The 20,446-nt window shown below is 73.4% G+C and carries 19 protein-coding genes; 16 read left to right on the forward strand and 3 right to left on the reverse strand.

The genetic code is table 11. The features are described 5' to 3' along the window. The first annotated feature begins 54 nt into the window (after positions 1-54). Positions 55-2,043 (forward strand): TIGR03960 family B12-binding radical SAM protein, encoded by a 1,989-nt coding sequence (locus VFV89_RS22540; protein ID WP_329708230.1) that lies wholly within the window; start codon positions 55-57, stop codon positions 2,041-2,043. On the opposite strand, the gene VFV89_RS22545 is transcribed toward VFV89_RS22540, so the two are convergent. From VFV89_RS22545 to VFV89_RS22555, 3 genes are all read right to left on the reverse strand, one after another. After that, positions 2,030-2,473, reverse strand: a complete 444-nt coding sequence (locus VFV89_RS22545) for a hypothetical protein (RefSeq protein WP_329708231.1) — start codon at positions 2,471-2,473, stop codon at positions 2,030-2,032. The two genes, VFV89_RS22540 and VFV89_RS22545, sit on opposite strands and share 14 nt — an antisense overlap. A gap of 6 nt (positions 2,474-2,479) precedes the next feature. Continuing rightward, positions 2,480-3,325 (reverse strand): DUF4190 domain-containing protein, encoded by an 846-nt coding sequence (locus tag VFV89_RS22550; RefSeq protein ID WP_329708232.1) that lies wholly within the window; start codon positions 3,323-3,325, stop codon positions 2,480-2,482. An 82-nt stretch (positions 3,326-3,407) separates the two neighbouring features. Then, the gene (locus VFV89_RS22555) at positions 3,408-4,616 is read right to left on the reverse strand and encodes an MFS transporter (protein WP_329708233.1); all 1,209 of its coding nucleotides are present in this window, start codon (positions 4,614-4,616) and stop codon (positions 3,408-3,410) included. A 33-nt stretch (positions 4,617-4,649) separates the two neighbouring features. On the opposite strand from VFV89_RS22555, the gene VFV89_RS22560 reads away from it, so the two are divergent. The 15 genes from VFV89_RS22560 to VFV89_RS22630 all read left to right on the forward strand — a co-directional run bounded on the left by VFV89_RS22560 (position 4,650) and on the right by VFV89_RS22630 (position 20,446). Next, the gene (locus VFV89_RS22560) at positions 4,650-5,837 is read left to right on the forward strand and encodes a winged helix DNA-binding domain-containing protein (RefSeq protein ID WP_329708234.1); all 1,188 of its coding nucleotides are present in this window, start codon (positions 4,650-4,652) and stop codon (positions 5,835-5,837) included. Between the two features lie 6 nt (positions 5,838-5,843). Next, entirely contained in the window at positions 5,844-6,572 is a 729-nt protein-coding gene (locus VFV89_RS22565; protein WP_329708235.1) for a TIGR03936 family radical SAM-associated protein, read from the forward strand. Between the two features lie 245 nt (positions 6,573-6,817). Further along, positions 6,818-9,718: an Rne/Rng family ribonuclease gene (locus VFV89_RS22570; RefSeq protein ID WP_329708236.1), complete on the forward strand. Its 2,901-nt coding sequence runs from the start codon at positions 6,818-6,820 to the stop codon at positions 9,716-9,718. 154 nt (positions 9,719-9,872) lie between these two features. Further along, positions 9,873-10,181 carry a 50S ribosomal protein L21 gene (gene rplU, locus VFV89_RS22575; protein ID WP_329708237.1) on the forward strand — a complete coding sequence of 103 codons (309 nt, stop codon included), beginning with the start codon at positions 9,873-9,875 and terminating at the stop codon, positions 10,179-10,181. Between the two features lie 27 nt (positions 10,182-10,208). After that, a complete protein-coding gene (gene rpmA, locus VFV89_RS22580; RefSeq protein WP_329708238.1) occupies positions 10,209-10,469 on the forward strand; it encodes a 50S ribosomal protein L27 in 261 nt (86 codons plus the stop codon). Between the two features lie 113 nt (positions 10,470-10,582). Continuing rightward, complete coding sequence (gene obgE / locus VFV89_RS22585; RefSeq protein WP_329708239.1) at positions 10,583-12,100, forward strand: GTPase ObgE; 1,518 nt, start codon at positions 10,583-10,585, stop codon at positions 12,098-12,100. Continuing rightward, a complete protein-coding gene (proB, locus tag VFV89_RS22590; protein WP_329708240.1) occupies positions 12,087-13,199 on the forward strand; it encodes a glutamate 5-kinase in 1,113 nt (370 codons plus the stop codon). The genes obgE and proB overlap by 14 nt, the downstream gene beginning before the upstream one ends. Next, positions 13,196-14,155 (forward strand): endonuclease/exonuclease/phosphatase family protein, encoded by a 960-nt coding sequence (locus VFV89_RS22595; protein ID WP_329708241.1) that lies wholly within the window; start codon positions 13,196-13,198, stop codon positions 14,153-14,155. The genes proB and VFV89_RS22595 overlap by 4 nt, the downstream gene beginning before the upstream one ends. Continuing rightward, positions 14,148-14,765 carry a nucleotidyltransferase domain-containing protein gene (locus tag VFV89_RS22600; protein WP_329708242.1) on the forward strand — a complete coding sequence of 206 codons (618 nt, stop codon included), beginning with the start codon at positions 14,148-14,150 and terminating at the stop codon, positions 14,763-14,765. Before VFV89_RS22595 ends, VFV89_RS22600 begins: the two co-directional genes overlap by 8 nt. A gap of 122 nt (positions 14,766-14,887) precedes the next feature. Beyond that, a complete protein-coding gene (locus tag VFV89_RS22605; protein WP_329708243.1) occupies positions 14,888-16,084 on the forward strand; it encodes a cysteine desulfurase family protein in 1,197 nt (398 codons plus the stop codon). Positions 16,085-16,089: 5 nt separating this feature from the next. After that, positions 16,090-17,178 (forward strand): tRNA 2-thiouridine(34) synthase MnmA, encoded by a 1,089-nt coding sequence (mnmA, locus tag VFV89_RS22610; RefSeq protein ID WP_329708271.1) that lies wholly within the window; start codon positions 16,090-16,092, stop codon positions 17,176-17,178. After that, positions 17,171-17,887 (forward strand): serine hydrolase, encoded by a 717-nt coding sequence (locus VFV89_RS22615; protein WP_329708244.1) that lies wholly within the window; start codon positions 17,171-17,173, stop codon positions 17,885-17,887. The genes mnmA and VFV89_RS22615 overlap by 8 nt, the downstream gene beginning before the upstream one ends. Next, positions 17,884-18,906, forward strand: a complete 1,023-nt coding sequence (locus tag VFV89_RS22620) for a dipeptide epimerase (protein ID WP_329708245.1) — start codon at positions 17,884-17,886, stop codon at positions 18,904-18,906. The genes VFV89_RS22615 and VFV89_RS22620 overlap by 4 nt, the downstream gene beginning before the upstream one ends. After that, a complete protein-coding gene (locus tag VFV89_RS22625) occupies positions 18,903-19,445 on the forward strand; it encodes a C40 family peptidase (protein WP_329708246.1) in 543 nt (180 codons plus the stop codon). The genes VFV89_RS22620 and VFV89_RS22625 overlap by 4 nt, the downstream gene beginning before the upstream one ends. Continuing rightward, positions 19,442-20,446: a methionine synthase gene (locus VFV89_RS22630; protein WP_329708247.1), complete on the forward strand. Its 1,005-nt coding sequence runs from the start codon at positions 19,442-19,444 to the stop codon at positions 20,444-20,446. Before VFV89_RS22625 ends, VFV89_RS22630 begins: the two co-directional genes overlap by 4 nt.

Here is a 20,446-nt window from a genome sequence, read left to right on the forward strand (position 1 = left end):
GCGCACTCGCCGTACCCTTGAGGGTCGACCCGCCCCCGATCCCGGAGCCCCTGCATGTCCGCCCCTGCCAGCGCCCCCGAGTCGCTCTTCCCCCGTCTCGAGCCGCTGCTCCCGACGGTGTCGAAGCCGATCCAGTACGTCGGCGGCGAGCTCAACTCCACGGTCAAGGAGTGGGACGCCGGCGCCGGCGTCGATGGGAGCGGCGAGACGGTCCGGTGGGCGCTGATGTACCCGGACGCCTACGAGGTCGGGCTGCCCAACCAGGGCGTCCAGATCCTCTACGAGGTGCTCAACGAGCGGGACTGGATCGTGGCTGAGCGCACCTACTCGGTGTGGCCGGACATGGAGCGGGTGCTGCGCGAGCACGGCATCCCGCAGTTCACCGTCGACGGGCACCGGCCGGTGGGGGAGTTCGACCTCTTCGGGATCAGCTTCTCCACCGAGCTCGGCTACACCAACCTGCTCACCGCGCTCGACCTCGCCGGCATCCCGCTGCACGCGGCCGACCGCGGCGATCACGACCCGATCGTGCTCGCCGGCGGCCACGCGGCGTTCAACCCCGAGCCGATCGCGGACTTCCTCGACGCCGCGGTGCTCGGTGACGGCGAGGAGGTCGTGCTCGCGATCTCCGAGGTGGTGCGCGAGTGGAAGGGCGAGGGCCGCCCGGGCGGCCGCGACGAGGTCCTGCGCCGGCTGGCCGTCAGCGGCGGTGTCTACGTGCCGCGCTTCTACGACGTGGCGTACGCCGTGGACGCGACGATCGAGGCCGTCGTACCCAACCGCCCCGGCATCCCGTTCCGGGTCCGCAAGCACACGCTGATGGACCTCGACGCCTGGCCCTACCCCGCCAAGCCGCTGGTCCCGCTGGCCGAGACCGTGCACGAGCGCTACTCGGTCGAGATCTTCCGCGGCTGCACCCGCGGCTGCCGGTTCTGCCAGGCCGGGATGATCACCCGGCCGGTGCGCGAGCGGTCGATCCAGACCATCGGCGAGATGGTCGAGAACGGCATTCGGAAGTCCGGCTTCGAGGAGGTCGGCCTGCTCTCGCTGTCGAGCGCCGACCACACCGAGATCGCCGAGGTGGCCAAGGGGCTGGCCGACCGCTACGAGGGCTCGAACGTCTCGCTCTCGCTCCCGTCGACCCGGGTCGACGCCTTCAACATCACGCTGGCCAACGAGTTCTCCCGCAACGGCCGGCGGTCGGGGCTGACCTTCGCGCCCGAGGGCGGCTCGGAGCGGATGCGCAAGGTGATCAACAAGATGGTCACCGAGGAGGACCTGATCCGGACCGTCGCGACGGCCTACGGCAACGGCTGGCGGCAGGTGAAGCTCTACTTCATGTGCGGCCTCCCCACCGAGACCGACGACGACGTCCTGGCGATCGCCGACCTCGCGCGCGAGGTGATCCGCAAGGGCCGCGAGGTCAGCGGCCGCAACGACATCCGCTGCACGGTCTCGATCGGCGGCTTCGTGCCCAAGCCGCACACGCCGTTCCAGTGGGCCGCCCAGCTCGACCACGAGACCACCGACGAGCGGCTGCGCAAGCTGCGCGAGGTGGTACGCGCGGACAAGCGGTTCGGCCGCGCCATCGGCTTCCGCTACCACGACGGCCAACCGGGCATCATCGAGGGGCTGCTGTCCCGCGGCGACCGCCGCGTCGGTGCGGTCATCGAGAAGGTGTGGCGCGACGGCGGCCGCTTCGACGGGTGGTCGGAGCACTTCTCCTACGAGCGGTGGGTCGCCGCGTGCGAGGCCGCGCTCGCGCCGTACGCCATCGACCTGGACTGGTACACCACCCGCGAGCGCGACTACGACGAGGTCCTCCCGTGGGACCACCTCGACTCCGGCCTCGAGAAGGACTGGCTCTGGTCGGACTGGGAGGACGCCCTCGCCGTCGCCTCGGGCGAGGCGGACGTCGAGGTCGAGGACTGCCGCTGGACGCCGTGCTACGACTGCGGCGTCTGCCCCGAGATGAACACCGAGATCCAGATCGGGCCGACGGGGCGTCAGCTGCTGCCGCTGTCGGTGGTCAGCGAGGCTTGACCCGGCCCTCGAGCCTGGTGCCGTCGGCGGCGAAGCCGAAGCAGGCCAGCGGGTCGCCGGCGGAGGGCTCGGTCGTGTCGGCGACGCCGGCGACGAGCAGCCGGTCGTCGGAGACGGCGGCACCGGCCTGGGTGGGCAGGGCGTCGAGGCAGACCTCGTCGGGGATCACCGGGCGGTACGCCGCGGCCTGCCTGGTGTCCAGGTCCAGCACGGCCAGGACCTCGGCGTCGTGCAGGCCGTCGCAGTCCGCGCGGCTCAGGTCGTCGAGGGCCGGCTGCTCACCCTGGAGGAACGGTGCGCCGTCAACGCAGTCGCCGCGCTCGAGGTCGGCCACGCTCGAGATGGCGGAGTGGTGGCGTATCACCACCACGACAGCCACGGCCACGGCGGCCAGCGCCACCGCGACTGCCACCAGGACGCCGCGTCGCACGTGGGGCTAGCTCCCGAGCCGGCCGGTCAGCTTCGACCCGTCGGCCCGGGACACGATGCACGCGTCGGTGTCGCCGGGCGAGGGGTTGACCGGGGCGAGGGCGACGACCGTGTAGGTCTGGGTGTCGGCGACGACGGCCGTGTAGCCATCACCGATCTGCGACAGGCAGAGCGCCTGCAGCGCCGACGCGTCGCCGTTGGCCGTCTCGGACGTCAGCGTGACGGTCGAGGCGACCTCGCCGTCGTGCTTGTCGGAGCAGTCGACGGTGCGGATCGCGCTCACCTCGTCGGCGTTGGTGTCGGTGAGGCTGTCGGCGTTGATGCAGTCGCCGACCTCGAGGTCGTTGACGCTCTTGAGGTCCTTCGCGAAGTAGTAGACGGCCGCGCCGCCGATGGCCCAGCCGACGATGTAGATCACGCTGATGACCAGGGCCGCGATCGCCATGCCCTTGCCGTGGTTGCGGCCGTCCCGACCGCGCACGAGCACGGTGATGGCGAGCGGGATCGCCGCGAGCAGCGAGATGCAGCTGCAGCCGAGGATCGACAGGACCAGCGCGGTGATGGCCATGCCCTTGCCGGCCTCGGCCCGAGCGGGTGGCCCGGGCAGGTAGGGCTGGGCCGGCACCGGCTGGGTGACCGGCTGGGGGACCGGCTGTCCGTACGGCGGTGGTGGCGGAGGTGGCGGAGCGGTCGGGTCGCCGTACGGCGACGGGGGTGAGGGGATCGGCGTGGCCGCCGGCGGCGGGGCATAGGGGTTCTGCGGGTCGTTCGGGTCCTGGGGCGTGTTGCCGGCGTCCGGGTCCGGCCCAGGGTCGTGCCCAGGGTCGTGACCAGAGTCGTACGGAGTGCTCATCGGGTCCCTCCGGGTGCCGCCGTCCTGGTGCGCGAGTGCAGCGTTCCACATCGGGACCGTTGCCGCGGCACCCGCGGGCAGATCACCCCGGGAATGCCGACGGTGTGGCCTCACGGACGCGCAGCTGGTCCTCGAGGTGCGCAGGGCGCCCGACGTAGAGCCCGACCGCGAACAACGGAACGCTCAGCGCGAGCAGCACCAGCAGCGGCACGGTCCAGCCGTCCGTCGCCTCGTGCAGCACACCGATGCCGAACGGCCCGACCGCGGCCAGCAGGTAGCCGGTCGACTGGGTCCACCCCGACAGCGCCGCCGTGACGCCCGCAGTGCGGGTGCGCAGCCCGATGTAGGTCAGCACGATCGGGAACGTCGTCAGCGCGGTGCCCAGGACCGCGGCCCACAGCACGGCCAGGCTGTGCGGCGCCACGAGCAGGCCGACGTAGGCCACGGGGTAGCAGGACATCACCACGACCAGCACGAGCCGCTGGTCGCCGGGCCGGGCGACCGCCTGCGGGAGGACGAAGGAGAGCGGGATCGACATCGCCGCCACGATCCCGACGAGGGCGCTGGCCGTCCCGGCCCCGAAGTCCGCGTCCCGCCACAGCGTGGCGAACCAGCCGAAGACGGCGTAGGCCATCAGCGACTGCAGCCCGAAGAACAGCGTCATGGCCCAGCCCAGCCGGGTCCGCGCGATGTCGCCGTAGCCGACGTCGCGCACCGGCGTGTCCATCGCCTCGTCGTGGCGGACCAGACCGAACCACGGCACCACCGCCACCGCCCCCAGCACGGCCCAGGCCCCGATGCCGTAGCGCCAGCTGCCGAACGCGTCGGCCACCGGCACGGTGAGCAGGAACGCCGAGGTCAGCCCCACCGCGAGCATCGTCGTGTAGAGCGCGGTCATCAGCCCGATCCGGTGCGGGAAGTGGAGCCGGACGAGCGAGGGGATCAGCACGTTGGCCATCGCCATTCCCGCCGTGGCGACCAGGGACAGGAGCAGGAACGCCGACTCCTGGTGGACGACGGCCCGGGCCGCCAGCCCGACCACCACGCCCAGGAGGGCGAGCAGCGTCACCCGGTGCGGGCCGAGCCGATGTGCGGCCGCGGGTGCCAGCGCCCCGAAGACCGCGAAGGCCAGCACCGGCAGCGACGTCAGCAGCCCTGCCGAGGCCGGCCCCATGTCCAAGCCGTCGCGGAGCTCGTCGAGCACGGGGCCGACGCTGACCGCGGCCGGCCGGAGGTTGAGCGAGAGGAGCAGGAGCGCCAGCAGGACCAGGACAGTCGAGCGGCGCGTCACCCTGCCGACCCTACGAGGGGGGACACTTCTCGGGTGCGGCACATCTCGGATGCGGAGCGACGGGCCCGGCTCATGCAGCGGCATGCGCTCTCGCCCGGCCACCGGACGGCCGACCCCGAAGCGGCCACGCGCGCGGTGACCGTGCTGCACTCCACCGAGCCGGCCACCGTCTACCTCTCGGTCTGGGCCCGTGTCGACGCGGTGACAGTGGCCGACGTCGACCGGGCGTTGTACGTCGAGCGCAGCCTGGTCAAGCAGCTCGCGATGCGGCGCACCCTGTTCGTGTTCCCTCGCGACCTGCTCCCGGCGGCGTGGGGCAGCGCGTCGGCCCGGGTCGCCGAGCAGCTGGAGGCCCGGCTGGTCAAGGAGGTCGAGGCGGCCGGCCACGCGACGGACGGTGCCGCATGGCTCGACGAGGCCCGCACCCGCGTGGTCGAGGTCCTCAGCGGCGGGCGGGCACTGACCGCCCAGGAGATCCGCAAGGAGGTGCCCGCCCTGGAGGCGCGGCTCGACCTGTCGCCGGGCAAGAAGTACGCCGCCAACGTCTCGATGGGACCGCGGGTCCTCACCCAGCTCGCGGTCGAGGGCACGGTCGTCCGCGGCGAGAACGCCGGGCACTGGCGGCTCTCCAAGCCGCGCTGGGCGCTGATGTCGGACTGGCTCGGCGAGGTGCCGCCGCCGGCCAAGGCCGACGAGGGGTACGCCGAGCTGGTCGGCCGCTGGCTGCGCGCCTTCGGCCCCGGCACCGAGGCTGACCTCGTCTGGTGGCTCGGCGCGACCAAGGGCGCGGTCCGCGCCGCGCTGTCCGCGCTCGAGGCGGTCGAGGTGAGCCTCGACGGCGGCGGTACCGGCTGGGTCCTGCCCGAAGACCTGGACGAGGTCGCCTCGGAAGGGCCCTCGGCCGCGCTGCTGCCGGTCCTCGACCCGACGGTGATGGGCTGGAAGGAGCGCGGCTTCTACCTCGGGGGCCACGGCCCACAGCTCTTCGACCGCAACGGCAACGCGGGCACCACCGCGTGGTGGGACGGGCGGGTGGTCGGCTGCTGGGTGCAGGACGACCACGGGGTGGTCGAGGTCCGGCTGCTGGAGAGGCTGCCCGCGGCGGCGACGAGGGCCCTGGCGGTCGAGGCCGAGCGGCTGACCGGCTGGCTGGACGGCGTTCGGATCGGCACGGTCTACCCTTCGACGGCCATGAAGGTCGTCGAGTGGGTCCACATCTAGGGAGCCATGACAAGAGAGCAGCCCAAGCAGGCGCCGCCGCCGGTGCAGCGGCTCCGGGTCCGCTACGCCAAGCGCGGACGGCTGCGGTTCACCAGCCATCGTGACTTCAGCCGCGCGTTCGAGCGGGCGGTGTTCCGGGCCCGGCTGCCGATGGCCTACTCCTCCGGGTTCAACCCGCACCCGCGGATCTCCTACGCGGGCGCCGCGCCCACCGGCTCGGCCAGCGAGGCGGAGTACCTCGAGCTGGCCCTGGCCGAGGTGGTCGACCCGGCCGCGGCCCTCGCGGCCCTCGACGAGGCGATGCCGGACGGCCTGGACGTGGTCGAGGTCGTCGAGTCGGCCGGCGGCTCGTTGGCCGACCTGCTGCAGGCCAGCCAGTGGAACATCGCGCTCCCGACGCCGATGGAGGAGGTCACGCCGGCGGTCCGGGCGTTCCTCCGTGCCGACGAGGTGGCCGTGCAGCGGATGACCAAGAAGGGGTTGCGCGACTTCGACGCCCGCGCCGCCGTGCTGTCGCTTTTGGTGATGCCGGGCGGGGACGGCACCGGGCCGGGATCCGAGCTCGAGCTCGTGCTGCGGCACCAGGAGCCCGCCGTCCGGCCGGACGACGTGCTGACCGGGCTGGCCTCGGTGGGCGGGCTCGAGCTGGTCGGCGTACCGCTCCTGACCCGGGAGGCCCAGGGGCCGCTCGACGAGGTCACCGGCGAGATCGGCGACCCGCTGCGGACCCGATAAATGGGTTGCGCTCGGAGCGCTGTGCGATACTCGCCACAGGTCGACGAACCGTCGACCTGACGACTTCCTCTTGCGCGAGGCTTGTCGACGCCAGACCGCGACGCGGCTGGGCCGGTCGGTGACAGCGACCAGAGCCGGGCTGGCGACCGCGGCAGGGGTCGGGCAGGGCTCGGATGTGACACCACGGGGTGTCGTCGCGAATGAAGGCTTGACGCTGCGGCCCGGGGCCACCCGGGACGCCGGCGATGACCACCCGGCTGCAGCGCACCCGGGTCGAGGAGCAGTACATGCCCGAGGACGAGACCACCCAGGGTCCGGAAGCCTCCGCCGAGTCGACCCTGTCGACCGTCGAGGCGCCGGCCAAGAAGGCCGCCGCGAAGAAGGCGGCGGCGAAGAAGGCGACGGCCAAGAAGGCGACGGCCAAGAAGGCGACCGCCAAGAAGGCGGCGACGAAGAAGTCCGCCGTCAAGGCTGACGAGACGGTCGTCGAGCAGCCACCGGCAGCGGAGACCGCCGCGGTGGGCGCTCCGGCCGTGCTCTTCCAGGTCCCCGACCCCGTCGAGAAGCCGGCGAAGAAGGCCGCCAGGAAGACCTCCAAGAAGGCCGCGGCGGCTGACGCACCGCAACCTGCGGGCGAGGAGGCGGAGCAGCCGGCCAAGAAGGCGGCGAAGAAGTCCGCGAAGAAGCCCGCGACGAAGGTTGCGACGAAGGTTGCGACGAAGGCTGGGACGAAGGCTGGGGCAAAGAAGTCGGCGAAGAAGGCCGGCGACGCGGGCGACAAGGACGAGCCGACGGCCGAGGCGACCACCGAGCCGACCACCAAGCCGGAGGAGCCCGCGGACGCAGGGTCTGACGCCGAGTCGGGCGAGGAGGGCACGGGCGGGGCCCGTCGGCGCCGCCGCCGCGGTGGCCGCCGCCGCCGCAAGTCCTCCGGCGAGGGCGCCGACTCCGAGGCCGGCGAGGACACCGACGAGGGGGAGTCGTCCGATGCCGACGACGATGCCGGGGACGGCTCCTCACGGCGCCGGCGGCGGCGCCGCCGCGCCGGCGAGGACGGCGGCGGCAGCTCCGACGACCCGCAGAACACCGTCACCCGGGTCCGGCGCGCCCGCACCGCCGAGGACCAGATCACCGCGGTCTCGGGCTCGACCCGGCTCGAGGCCAAGAAGCAGCGCCGCCGCGAGGGTCGCGAGGCAGGGCGCCGCCGAGCGCCGATCGTGAGCGAGGCCGAGTTCCTCGCCCGCCGCGAGTCGGTCGAGCGGGTCATGGTGGTCAGGCAGCGCGACGAGCTCACCCAGATCGGCGTCCTCGAGGACAAGGTCCTGGTCGAGCACTACGTCGCCCGCGAGTCCCAGACCTCCCTGATCGGGAACGTCTACCTCGGCCGGGTCCAGAACGTGCTGCCGTCGATGGAGGCGGCGTTCATCGACATCGGCCGCGGCCGCAACGCCGTCCTCTACGCCGGTGAGGTCAACTGGTCCGCGCTGGGCCACAAGGACGGCCAGCCCCGCAAGATCGAGTCGGTCCTCTCCTCCGGCCAGTCGGTGCTGGTGCAGGTGACGAAGGACCCGATCGGCCACAAGGGCGCCCGCCTGACGAGCCAGGTCAGCCTGGCCGGGCGGTTCCTCGTCTACGTGCCCGACGGCACCACCTCCGGCATCTCCCGCAAGCTGCCCGACACCGAGCGCAACCGGCTCAAGACGCTGCTCAAGGAGCTCGTCCCCGACACCGCCGGCGTGATCGTGCGCACCGCGGCCGAGGGCGCCTCGGAGGCCGAGCTGACCAGCGACGTCGAGCGGCTCAAGGCGCGGTGGGAGGACATCGAGAAGAAGGCCAAGGGCAGCGCCCCACAGCTGCTCTACGGCGAGCCGGACCTGACCCTCAAGGTGGTCCGGGACCTGTTCACCGAGGACTTCAGCAAGCTCGTCATCCAGGGTGACGACGCATGGGAGACCGTCCAGGCCTACGTCGCGCACGTGGCGCCGGACCTCGAGGAGCGGCTCGAGCGCTACGACCCCGAGGAGCACGGCGGCGCCGACCTGTTCGCGACGTACCGCCTCGACGAGCAGATCGCGAAGGGGCTCGACCGCAAGGTGTGGCTGCCCTCCGGCGGCTCGCTGATCATCGACCGCACCGAGGCGATGACCGTGGTCGACGTCAACACCGGGAAGTTCACCGGCTCCGGCGGCAACCTCGAGGAGACGGTCACCAAGAACAACCTCGAGGCGGCCGAGGAGATCGTCCGGCAGCTCCGCCTGCGCGACATCGGCGGCATCATCGTCGTCGACTTCATCGACATGGTGCTGGAGTCCAACCGCGACCTGGTGCTCCGCCGCCTCGTCGAGTGCCTGGGCCGCGACCGCACCCGCCATCAGGTCGCCGAGGTCACCTCGCTCGGCCTGGTGCAGATGACCCGGAAGCGGATCGGCACCGGTCTGCTGGAGGCCTTCAGCGAGACCTGCGAGCACTGCCAGGGCCGTGGCCTGGTCATCCACGAGCACCCGGTCGAGCCGAAGCGCTCCGACGACGAGGCCGGCCGTGGCGGCCGGAGCCGCCGGGGCCGGGGTGGCCGCGGCCGCGGCTCGGGTGCCGAGTCGGGCGGCAACGGGAACGGGAACGGCAACGGGAACGGCACCAAGGCGCCGTCGCCGATCGAGGTCGCCGCGATGGCGCGGCAGCACGAGCGGGAGGCCGAGGAGGCCGCCGCTGTCGAGGACGTGGAGGGTCTCGAGGACGCTGGCACCGAGGTCGAGGACGACCTCGAGAGCCTGACCTCCGAGGTGGTCGAGTCGGTGAGCGACGAGGTCGAGGACGAAGCGGTTGACGAGCCGGCAGCGGCGCCCGAGCCCGAGCCGGAGCCCGAGCCGGGGCCGGAGCCGGCCGCGGTGCCGGAGAAGCCCACCGTGGTCACCCGGACCCGCCGCCGCAGCGCCAGCCGTCCCGCCGGGCCGCCGAGGTCCGACGCCGTCGCGGTGCCGGCCATGGCCGACGCCCCGGCGTCGATCGGGACCGAGCGCGAGGGCTCGGTGGGTGCGCCGGCGGCCGACGGTGTCGTCGAGCCGGGCACGGCCGAGGAGGCCGACCCCGGGGCACCGGCGCACGTCGAGCACGTCCCGATCAAGCGGAAGGGCTCCCGGAAGCGCTGACCGGTGGCTCCACCCGGTGGGCTGCCGTTTTGCGGCCCACCCGCCCGATCCGTACTATTGAACGTCGGTGCGCGCTCAGGCGCGCCCCATCTCTGTGCGGCACCTTCTGGGCGCCCCAGGGCCTCATTCACACAGACCAACCAAGGAGACCGCGGTGTACGCGATCGTGCGCGCTGGCGCGAAGCAGCAGAAGGTGGCCGTCGGCGACGTCATCGAGATCGACCAGGTCTCGACCGCCGTCGGCGAGACGGTCACCCTGCCCGTGGTCCTCGTGGTCGACGGTGACGCGGTCACCTCCGACCACAAGTCGCTCGACAAGGCGTCGGTGACCGCCGAGGTGCTCGGCGGCACCAAGGGCCCCAAGATCGTGATCCAGAAGTTCAAGAACAAGACGGGTTACAAGAAGCGCCAGGGCCACCGCCAGAAGTACACCCAGGTCAAGATCACCGACATCAAGGCCTGACGGCCGCCCAGCAGGGGAGAAGCAGAGATGGCACACAAGAAGGGCGCGGCGTCCACCAAGAACGGCCGCGACTCCAACGCGCAGCGGCTGGGCGTGAAGCGGTACGGCGGCCAGGTCGTCAGCGCGGGCGAGATCATCGTCCGCCAGCGCGGCACCCACTTCCACCCCGGCGCCAACGTCGGCCGCGGTGGCGACGACACACTGTTCGCGCTCGCGGCCGGTGCGGTGCAGTTCGGCACCCGTCGTGGCCGCCGGGTCGTCAACATCGTCCCGGGTGACGACGCCTGAGGTCCCCCACGACATGACGAGAGGCGCCCTGTCCGGGCGCCTTTCGTGATTTCGAGACGGGCGTAGAGCGCCCTCCTCAATCCAAGGATCCAGCCCGAAGGAGAACCCGAGCCATGGCCGTCCCGACCTTCGTCGACCGGGTGTCGCTGCACGTCAGCGCCGGCCGCGGCGGGAACGGTGTGGCCTCGGTGCACCGCGAGAAGTTCAAGCCGCTGGGCGGCCCCGACGGCGGCAACGGCGGCCCGGGCGGGTCGGTGATCCTGCGCGTCGACCCCGACGTGACCACCCTCCTCGACTATCACCACAGCCCGCGCCGCCGGGCTGGGCACGGCGGCCACGGCGCGGGTGGCCACCGCAACGGCGCCCACGGGGCCGACCTGGTGCTGCCGGTCCCGGACGGCACCGTGGTCACCGGCGCCCGGGGCGAGGTGCTGGCCGACCTGGTCGGCCCGGGCACCGAGCTGGTGGTTGCGCAGGGCGGCAGGGGCGGGCTCGGCAACGCGGCCCTGGCGAGCGCCAAGCGCAAGGCGCCCGGGTTCGCCCTGCTCGGCGAGCCCGGCGACGAGCTGGAGATCCGGCTCGAGCTCAAGGTGGTCGCCGACGTCGGGCTGGTCGGCTTCCCGAGCGCCGGCAAGTCCAGCCTGATCGCCGCGATCTCCCGCGCCCGGCCCAAGGTCGCCGACTACCCGTTCACCACCCTGGTGCCCAACCTCGGCGTGGTCACAGCGGGCGACACGACATTCACCGTCGCCGACGTGCCGGGGCTGATCGAGGGCGCCAGCGAGGGCCGCGGGCTCGGCCACGAGTTCCTGCGGCATGTCGAGCGCTGCGCGGCCCTCGTCCACGTGATCGACACCGCCACGATCGAGCCCGGCCGCAACCCGGTCGACGACCTCGACGTCATCGAGAACGAGCTGAGCCGCTACGGCGGCCTCGAGGACCGGCCCCGGCTGGTGGCGCTCAACAAGGTCGACGTCCCCGACGGCCGCGACCTGGCCGACATCGTCATCGACGACCTGCGCGGGCGCGGGCTGCGGGTCTTCCCGGTCAGCGCCGCCTCCGGGGAGGGGCTGCGTGAGCTCACCTTCGCCATGGCCGAGATCGTCGCCGCCGCCCGGGCCACGAAGGAGGTCGCCGAGGCGACCCGCATCGTGCTGCGGCCCGCGTCCGCGGACGGCGGCGACGGCTTCACCGTGGCCTCGACCGAACTGGGCTGGGAGGTGCGCGGCACCAAGCCGGAGCGGTGGGTCCGCCAGACCGACTTCAGCAACGACGAGGCGGTCGGGTTCCTTGCCGACCGGCTCAACCGGTTGGGCGTCGAGGCCCGGCTGCTCGAGCTCGGGGCCGTCGAGGGCGACACCGTGGTCATCGGCGACCCGGACAACGCGGTGGTCTTCGACTTCAAGCCGGGCATCGACGCGGGCGCGGAGAACCTTGCGCGCCGCGGTGAGGACGCCCGCTTCGAGGAGCAGCGGCCCGCAGTGGGCCGGCGCCGGGCCATCCAGGAGGCCATGGCCGACCGCGCCGAGGGCGAGGAGCGCGCGGACGTCGCCCGGCGGATCGACCGGGGACCCACGTCGTACGAGATCGGGTCGGAGGACGACCCCGACCGGGCCGATGATGAGACGTGAGGTCGCCGACGCCCGCCGGGTCGTGGTCAAGGTCGGGTCGTCCAGCCTGACCACCGCCGAGGGCGGCATCGACCCGGGCCGGGTACGCCGGCTGGTGGAGGTGCTGGCCGCCACGCGCGCTCGCGGCGCAGAGGTGGTGCTGGTGTCGTCCGGGGCGATCGCGGCCGGCCTGGCGCCCCTCGGGCTGCGCAAGCGGCCCCGGGCGCTGCCGGCCCAGCAGGCCGCGGCGTCGGTGGGCCAGGGGCTGCTGGTGCACCGCTACACCGAGGAGCTGGCGCGCCACGGCGTCGTGGCCGGGCAGGTGCTGCTCACCGTCGACGACGTGACCCGGCGCTCGCACTACCGCAACGCCTACCAGACCTTCGCCAGGCTGCTCGAGCTCGGCGTGCTGCCGATCGTCAACGAGAACGACACCGTGGCCACCACCGAGATCCGGTTCGGCGACAACGACCGGCTGGCCGCGCTGGTGGCGCACCTGGTCCACGCCGAGCTGCTGGTCCTGCTCTCCGACGTCGACGGGCTCTACGACGGCCCACCGAAGGCGCCGGGCGCGGCGCTGGTCCCGGACGTGCGCGACTGGGCGGAGCTCTCCTCGGTGCGGGTCGGGAAGGCCGGCGCCGCCGGGGTCGGCATCGGAGGGATGCGGACCAAGCTGGACGCCGCCCGGATCGCCACGGGCGCCGGCATCCCCGTCGTGCTGGCCTCCGCAGGGCGGGCCGCGGAGGCGTTGGCCGGCGAGCCGGTCGGGACGCTGTTCCACGTGACCGGGCGCCGCCGCCCCACCCGGCTGCTCTGGCTGGCCCACGCGACCGAGCCGGTCGGGACGCTCCTGCTCGACGCAGGTGCGGTCGTCGCGGTGACGCAGCGGCGGGCCTCGCTGCTGGCGGCCGGCATCACGGGAGTCGTGGGTGCCTTCCATGCCGGCGACCCGGTCGACATCGCCGGGCCGGACGGCGTACCGGTGGCGCGCGGGCTCGTGAACTTCGACGCCGAGGAGCTCCCGAACCTGCTCGGCAGGTCGTCCAAGGAGCTCAAGCGCGAGCTCGGCGCGGCCTACGAGCGGGAGGTGGTCCACCGCGACGACCTGGTCCTGCTGTGAAGCGGGTCCTGTTCTGGCTCGTCGTCGCCGTCCCGGCCGTCCCCGCCCTCACCCTCACCATCGCGCGCGCGTTCGACAGCGACAACGGCACGATGATCCGGATCGAGGCGTTCACACCGCTGGCGATCCCGCTCTACGTCTTCCTGGTCGTGTTGCTCGGGGTGGGCGCCATCGTGGCGAGGGGCCGGTCGCCGCAGGCGGTCGGAGCGGTGCTGGCGCTGGTGCTGCTCTGCCTGCACGTGTGGTGGTTCGCGCCGCAGGTCATGGGCGACAACCCGGCGCCCGCCGCGGGTGCCCAGCGCATCACGGTGATGAACGCCAACCTCTACGAGGGCCGCGCCAGCGCGCGGGACGTCGTGAACGCCGTCCGCGACCACCACGTCAACGTCCTGGTGCTGGAGGAGATCACGCCCCAGCTGCTCGAGGAGATGGACCGCCTCGGGCTCGCCCAGCTGCTGCCCGACCGCGTCGGCGAGCCCGACTACATGGTCGCCGGCACGATGATCCTGGCCGACCAGCCGCTCACCGACCACGTCCGCCTGCGCACGACGTTCCAGGGCTGGGAGGCGACCTACGCCGGGCTCACGGTCCTCGGCGTGCATCCCGTGGCGCCGGTCGACCCGGCCGGCTGGCGCGCCGACCACGCCGCGATCCTGAAGCAGGCCGAGACCGACCACGCCGACCTGATCCTGGGCGACATGAACGCGACCGCCGACCACGTGCCGATGCGCGCGCTCGACGACGCGGGCTTCCGCGACGCGAGCGAGGCGGCGAACGAGGGCTGGCAGCCGACCTGGCCGGCCAACCACGTCGGCGTCTTCCCACTCCTCCCGCCGCTGGTGAAGATCGACCACGTCCTGGTCGGCGACCGGATGGCTGCCCTGGGCACGCAGACCGTGGACGTCGCCGGCACCGACCACTACGCGCTCCTCGCTACCGTGGCTCGCCGTGGATGACGCGGAGTTCTACCGCTGGTACGGCCCCTGGGAACCGCTGGACCCGGCCGGGCTCGCCGAGCTCATGCGTGGCTTCGAGCGTCCCTGGTGGATCGTCGGCGGCTGGTCGATCGAGGCGTTCACCGGCGCGCCGCGCGAGCACGAGGACGTCGACCTGTCGCTCCTGGCGTGCGACCTGCCCGCGTTCCGGGAGCACCTCGGCACGGACTGGACACCCTGGTCCAACTTCGCAGGCACGCTGCGCCCGCTCAATGACCGGTTCCCCGAGCCGCTCGACGTGGAGAGCCAGGTCTGGATCCGCCGCGACGCGGGGTCGCCGTGGGTGGTGGACCTGCCGATCACCCCGGACCGTGCGGGGCTCTGGACCAACAAGCGGTGGGCCGAGCACGTCGTGGCGGTCGAGGACGCCACGTGGGTCGCACCGGACGGGATCCGCTACGTCCGGCCGGAGATCGCGCTGCTCTACAAGGCTCTGCCCGACCGTGAGAAGGACCGGCGTGACCTCGACGTGACATGGCCGCTGCTCGACGACGACGCCCGCGGCTGGCTGCTGGACGCCCTGGCGCAGGTGCACCCCGGGCACGCGTGGCTGACCCGCCTGGAGCGGTGACCGACCGTCGTCCCCCGGCGGTGGCCGGAAGGTGACCGCGGGTATCTGAGGTAGCGCCCGGCCGATCTGAGGTACGCCGCGGTGTCTGGAACCCGCAGGTGGGGCCGTAGGCTGGGCAGGACATGGACACCGCTGAGCGCACGGTCTACCTGGACCACGCCGCCACGACGCCGATGGTTCCCGCGGCGGTCGAGGCGATGACGGCGCACCTGCTGGAGGTCGGCAACCCCAGCTCGCTGCACGCCTCGGGCCGGCACGCGCGCCGGGTGGTGGAGGAGTCCCGGGAGACGATCGCGCAGGCCATGGGCTGCCGGCCCGGAGAGGTGGTGTTCACCTCGGGCGGCACCGAGTCCGACAACCTCGCGGTCAAGGGCATCCACTGGGCCCGGCTCGCCGAGGACCCGCGCCGCACCCGGGTGCTGTGCACCGCGATCGAGCACCACGCGGTGCTGGACGCGATGGAGTGGCTGCGCGGGTCGGAGGGCGTCGACGTGGAGCTGCTCCCTGTCGACGACAGGGGCCGGCTGCGGCTGGACGCGCTGCGCGAGTCGGTCGAGCGCGACCCGGCGTCGGTGTCGCTGATCTCGGTGATGTGGGCCAACAACGAGGTCGGCACGGTGCAGCCGGTCGACGAGGTCGTTGCGATCGCCGCCGAGCACGCGATCCCCGTGCACACCGACGCCGTGCAGGCGGTCGGCACCGTCCACGTCGACTTCGCGGCGAGCGGGGTCGACGCGCTCACCCTGACCGGCCACAAGCTCGGCGGCCCCTACGGCGTGGGCGCGCTCGTGGTCCGGCGCGAGGTCGGTGTGACCCCGCTGATCCACGGCGGCGGTCAGGAGCGCGACATCCGCAGCGGCACGATCGACACCCCGGCCATCGCCGGCTTCGCCGCCGCGGTCGAGCTGGCCGTCAAGCTGCGGTCCGAGCGAGCCGAGCGGATCGGCGGCCTCCGCGACGACCTGGTCCGCCGCGTCATCGAGGAGGTGCCCGACGCACACCTGCACGGCGGGGCGCTCGACCCGCTCGGGGTCCACCGGCTGCCCGGCAACGCGCACCTCGGGTTCCCGGGCTGCGAGGGCGACTCGCTGCTGATGCTGCTCGACGCCCGCGGCATCGAGTGCTCCACCGGCTCGGCCTGCTCGGCCGGCGTCCCGCAGCCGTCCCACGTCCTGCTGGCCATGGGCTGCGACGAGGTGCAGGCGCGCCACTCGCTGCGGTTCTCCCTCGGTCACACCAGCACGCCCGCCGACGTGGATGCGGTGGTCGAGGCGATCGGCCCCGCGGTCGAGCGCGCGCGGGCGGTCCGGGCTCGGTGACCCGGTTGAAGGTCCTCGCCGCGATGTCCGGCGGCGTGGACTCCGCAGTCGCCGCCGCCCGCGCCGCCGAGGCCGGGCACGACGTCACCGGGATCCACCTCGCCCTCTCGCGCAACCCGGCGTCGTACCGCTCGGGTGCGCGCGGCTGCTGCACGATCGAGGACGCCAACGACGCGCGCCGCGCCGCCGACGTCATCGGCATCCCGTTCTACGTCTGGGACCTCTCCGACCGCTTCCACGAGGACGTGGTCGAGGACTTCATGGACGAGTACGCCGCCGGCCGGACCCCCAACCCGTGCCTGCGCTGCAACGAGAAGATCAAGTTCGCCGCGGTCCTCGACCGCGCCCTGGGTCTGGGCTTCGACGCGGTGGCCACCGGTCACTACGCGCGGCTGCGCACGGGACCCGACGGGCTCGTCGAGATGCACAGGGCGGTCGACGACGGCAAGGACCAGTCCTACGTGCTCGGCGTGCTCGACCAGGAGCAGCTCCGGCACGCGCTGTTCCCGCTCGGCGGCTCGACCAAGACCGAGGTACGGGCCGAGGCGGCCCGGCGCGGTCTGCTGGTCGCGGACAAGCCGGACAGCCACGACATCTGCTTCGTCGCGCACGGCGACACCCCCGGCTGGCTGCGCGAGAAGCTCGGCGACCGGGCGCCCAACCACGGCGGCGCGATCGTGGACGAGTCCGGCGTCCTCGTGGGGACGCACACGGGCACCTACGGGTTCACGATCGGCCAGCGCAAGGGGCTCCGGCTCGGCCATCCGGCGCCGGACGGCAAGCCGCGGTTCGTGCTCGACATCGAGCCGGCCTCGGGGACGGTCACCGTGGGCCCGCGGGAGCGGCTGGCCGTGCACCGGCTGAGCGGGATCCGGCCCCGGTGGTGCGGGGAGGCGCCGTCCCGGCTCGAGGGCACGGTCCAGCTCCGGGCGCACGGCGACGAGCACCGCGCGGTCGTCAGCGTTGCGGACGACGCGGTCGACGTCGAGCTGCTCGACCCGGCGTACGGCATCGCGCCGGGCCAGGCCGTGGTCGTCTACGACGGCAGCCGGGTGGTCGGCTCGGCGACGATCGCGAGCACGGTCCGTGCGTGATGTCGTCGGCGTCTGGCTGGGCGGGCTGGACGGCACCACCTGGTGGGAGCAGGACGCCGACGAGCCCGTCCTCGCGGCCAGCCTGATGAAGGTGCCGGTCGCGATGGCGGCGGCCTCGCTCGACCTCGACACCGAGGTCCTGGTGCACGCGGACTTCGACTCGGTCGTGCCCGGGCAGCGCTTCGAGCTCGACGAGGGTTACGACCAGGACCCCGAGACGTGGGCCGAGCTCGGCCACAGCCAGACCCTGCGCGAGCTGCGGCGCCGGTCGATCGTGCTCTCCGGCAACCTCGCCACCAACCTCGTCATGGAGCAGACCGGTGTGGCCGCGTGCACAGCGGTGATGCCGGAGGTACGCCGGATGATCAGCGACCAGCCCGCCACCGACGCGGGGATCGTCAACGCGGCCTCGGCCCGGCGGTGGGGCGCGGTGCTGTGCCGCGTGGGGTCGGAACACCAGGAGGTCGAGGACGTGATGCGGGGGCAGACCTATCGCGACGGCATCCCGCGCGGGCTGCCCGAGGGCAGCGCGATCGCCAACAAGACCGGGTGGATCGACGACCACACCCACGACATGGCGATCGTGCGGCCGCCGGACGGTATGCCGTTCGTGCTCGTGGTGCTGGCCAGGCTCAGCGGTATACCAACCGAGATGGGATACCAACGGATCGCGGAGGTCGCGCACGAGGCCTGGGAGCAGCGCCGGTGAGCGTGTCGCCGACGATCGAGCGGGTCGAGGTCGAGCGGCTCAGCCTCCCTCTGCACTCGCCGTTCGCGACCGCGCTGCGCCGCGCCACCAGCGCCGACAGCGTCGTGGTGCGGGTGACCGACAGCGACGGGCGCGTCGGGCTCGGCGAGGCGCCACAGAACTGGCAGGTGCTCGGCGCCTCCGTGGCCGGTTCGGCGGCCTGCCTGGAGGGGCCGCTGCGCGACGCCGTGCTGGGCCGGCCCGCCGACCCGTTCGAGACCTGGCCGATGGTGGACCGCGCGGTGGCCGGCAACAGCGCCGCCAAGGCCGCCCTCGACTGCGCCCTGCACGACCTGGCCGGCCCGGTGCCGCTGCGGGTCCCCACGCTGGTCACGGTCTCCGCCGGCGAGCCGGACGAGATCGCCGAGGCGGCCCGGGCGCGGGTGGCGGAGGGCTTCGGGACGCTCAAGCTCAAGGTCGGCACCGACGCCGCGACCGACGTGGCGCGGGTGCGGGCCGCGCGCGACGGAGCCGGCCCGGACGTGGCGCTGCGCGTGGACGCCAACACGGGCTGGGACTGCTTCGAGGCGGTGCGGGTCATCCGCGCGCTCGAGGACGCCGGGGTCGGCGTCGAGCTCGTCGAGCAGCCGGTGGGCCGACGCGACCTGCCCGGCCTGGCCCACGTGCGCCGGCACGTCGAGACGCCGGTCATGGCGGACGAGTCGATCTTCGACCTCGACAACCTCGTGGAGCTGGTCCGCCACGATGCGGCGGACCTGGTCAACATCAAGATCGCCAAGGCCGGCGGCCTCACGCCCGCGCTCGAGCTGGCCCGGGCGGCCCGGACCCACGGCCTCGGTGTCTCCGTGGGCTGCATGCTCGAGTCGGCGGTGGGCGTGAGCCACGCGGCCACCCTCGCCGCCCGGGCCGGGTGCGACGTGGACCCGGACCTCGACGGTGCCTGGTGGCTGGCCGAGGGAGCGGCGTACGCCGACCGGGTGTCCTACGCCGACGGCCACCTCGTCAGGATGTCGCAGTGAGGGCAGCACGAGAGGTCGCCGTCCACCGCGAGCCCGACGACGCCTCCGAGCGGGTGACCTCGCTCGCGGCGGGCGAGGAGGTCTTCGTCGTCGAGACGCAGGGGGAGTGGACCCTCGTCCTGGCACCGGACCAGCCGACCCACCTCGACCCGGCGGGCTACCCGGGCTGGGTCCGCACCGACGCGCTCGCCGAGGCCGACCCGCTGGCCGTCGCACGCGGCTTCGTCGGGACGCCGTACGTCTGGGGCGGGCTCGGCCGCGACGGCATCGACTGCTCCGGGCTGGTGCACGTGTCCTTCCGCGCCTTCGGCGTGCGGGTGCCGCGCGACGCCGCCGACCAGGCCGCGGCCGCGGTGCCGGTCGATGACCCACGCCCCGGCGACCTGTGGTTCTTCGGGCGGCCCGGCGAGCCGGTCAGCCACGTCGGGTTCGTCACCGAGGTCGGCCTGCTGCACGCGACACCGGGAGTGGGTGTGGTCGAGCAGCCGATGCCCGAGGAGCGGCGGGCGACCCTGCTCGGTGCGGGACGGCTGGCATGACGCTGGCCTCCGGCGTCGGCTCGCACCCAGGGGAGGACCAGCAGGCCTTCGACGAGGCCGTGAAGCTCGTCCTGGGGGAGCTGCCCGACCTGCCCTACCTCCCCGAGGTCCCGGGCCGTGGCGCGACCGCCACCCTCACCGGCCGCGCGCTCGCGGTCGTGGCCGAGCTCGCCGCCGACCTGCAGCCGGCCGGCTGGCGGCTCACCGGCAGTGGGGGTACGCCCGGCGTCGACCAGCGCAGGGCCCGCAGCCTCCTCGCCCAGGACCTCGACGGGCTGGAGGAGCAGGCACAGGACCACGCCGGGGCGTTCAAGGTCCAGGTCGCCGGCCCGTGGACGCTCGCCGCCACCGTCGAGCGGCCGCGGGGCGACAAGGTGCTGGCCGACTTCGGCGCCCGCCGGGAGCTGGCCCAGGCGCTCGCCGAGGGGCTGACCTCGCATGTCGCCGACGTACGCCGCCGGCTGCCGGGCGTCGGCCGGCTGGTGGTCCAGGTCGACGAGCCGGCGCTGCCCGCCGTGCTCGCGGGCAGCGTGCCGACCGCGTCGGGCTTCAGCCGGCACCGCTCGGTCGAGCTGCCCGAGGCGTCGCAGGCGCTGGGCTGGGTGCTCGACGCGGTGACGGAGGCGGGCGCGGAGCCCTGGGTGCACTCGTGCGCGCGGGAGACCCCGCTCGACGTGCTCCGCGGCGCGGGTGCCGCCGGCCTGTCCGTCGACCACGCGCAGCTCTCCGCCCACGACCTCGACGAGACCGCCTCGGCGCTCGAGGCGGGGCAGACCGTGGCGCTCGGCGTCGTCCCTCCCACGGACCGGGAGAACCGTCCCACCGACGGCCAGGTCACCGAGGGCGTGCTGCGCTGGCTCGAGATGCTCGGGCTCGACCCCGAGCAGGTCGGCGAGCACCTCGTGCTGACTCCTGCGTGCGGGCTGGCCGGGGCGACCCCCGCGTGGGCGCGGAGCATGCTCGAGGTGGTCCGCAAGGCGGCCGCCCAGATCGGCTCCTAG

Origin of the sequence: Nocardioides sp. (assembly GCF_036274455.1) — a bacterium.
In the GTDB taxonomy this organism is placed as follows: Bacteria; Actinomycetota; Actinomycetes; order Propionibacteriales; family Nocardioidaceae; genus Nocardioides.

What these genes read in the sequence shown, in the direction of transcription:
- VFV89_RS22540 (WP_329708230.1), top strand. Translation starts at nt 55, where the DNA reads ATGTCCGCCCCTGCCAGCGCCCCCGAGTCGCTCTTCCCCCGTCTCGAG.
- VFV89_RS22550 (WP_329708232.1), bottom strand. Translation starts at nt 3,325, where the DNA reads ATGAGCACTCCGTACGACTCTGGTCACGACCCTGGGCACGACCCTGGG.
- VFV89_RS22565 (WP_329708235.1), top strand. Translation starts at nt 5,844, where the DNA reads ATGACAAGAGAGCAGCCCAAGCAGGCGCCGCCGCCGGTGCAGCGGCTC.
- VFV89_RS22570 (WP_329708236.1), top strand. Translation starts at nt 6,818, where the DNA reads ATGACCACCCGGCTGCAGCGCACCCGGGTCGAGGAGCAGTACATGCCC.
- rpmA (WP_329708238.1), top strand. Translation starts at nt 10,209, where the DNA reads ATGGCACACAAGAAGGGCGCGGCGTCCACCAAGAACGGCCGCGACTCC.
- obgE (WP_329708239.1), top strand. Translation starts at nt 10,583, where the DNA reads ATGGCCGTCCCGACCTTCGTCGACCGGGTGTCGCTGCACGTCAGCGCC.
- proB (WP_329708240.1), top strand. Translation starts at nt 12,087, where the DNA reads ATGATGAGACGTGAGGTCGCCGACGCCCGCCGGGTCGTGGTCAAGGTC.
- VFV89_RS22605 (WP_329708243.1), top strand. Translation starts at nt 14,888, where the DNA reads ATGGACACCGCTGAGCGCACGGTCTACCTGGACCACGCCGCCACGACG.
- VFV89_RS22630 (WP_329708247.1), top strand. Translation starts at nt 19,442, where the DNA reads ATGACGCTGGCCTCCGGCGTCGGCTCGCACCCAGGGGAGGACCAGCAG.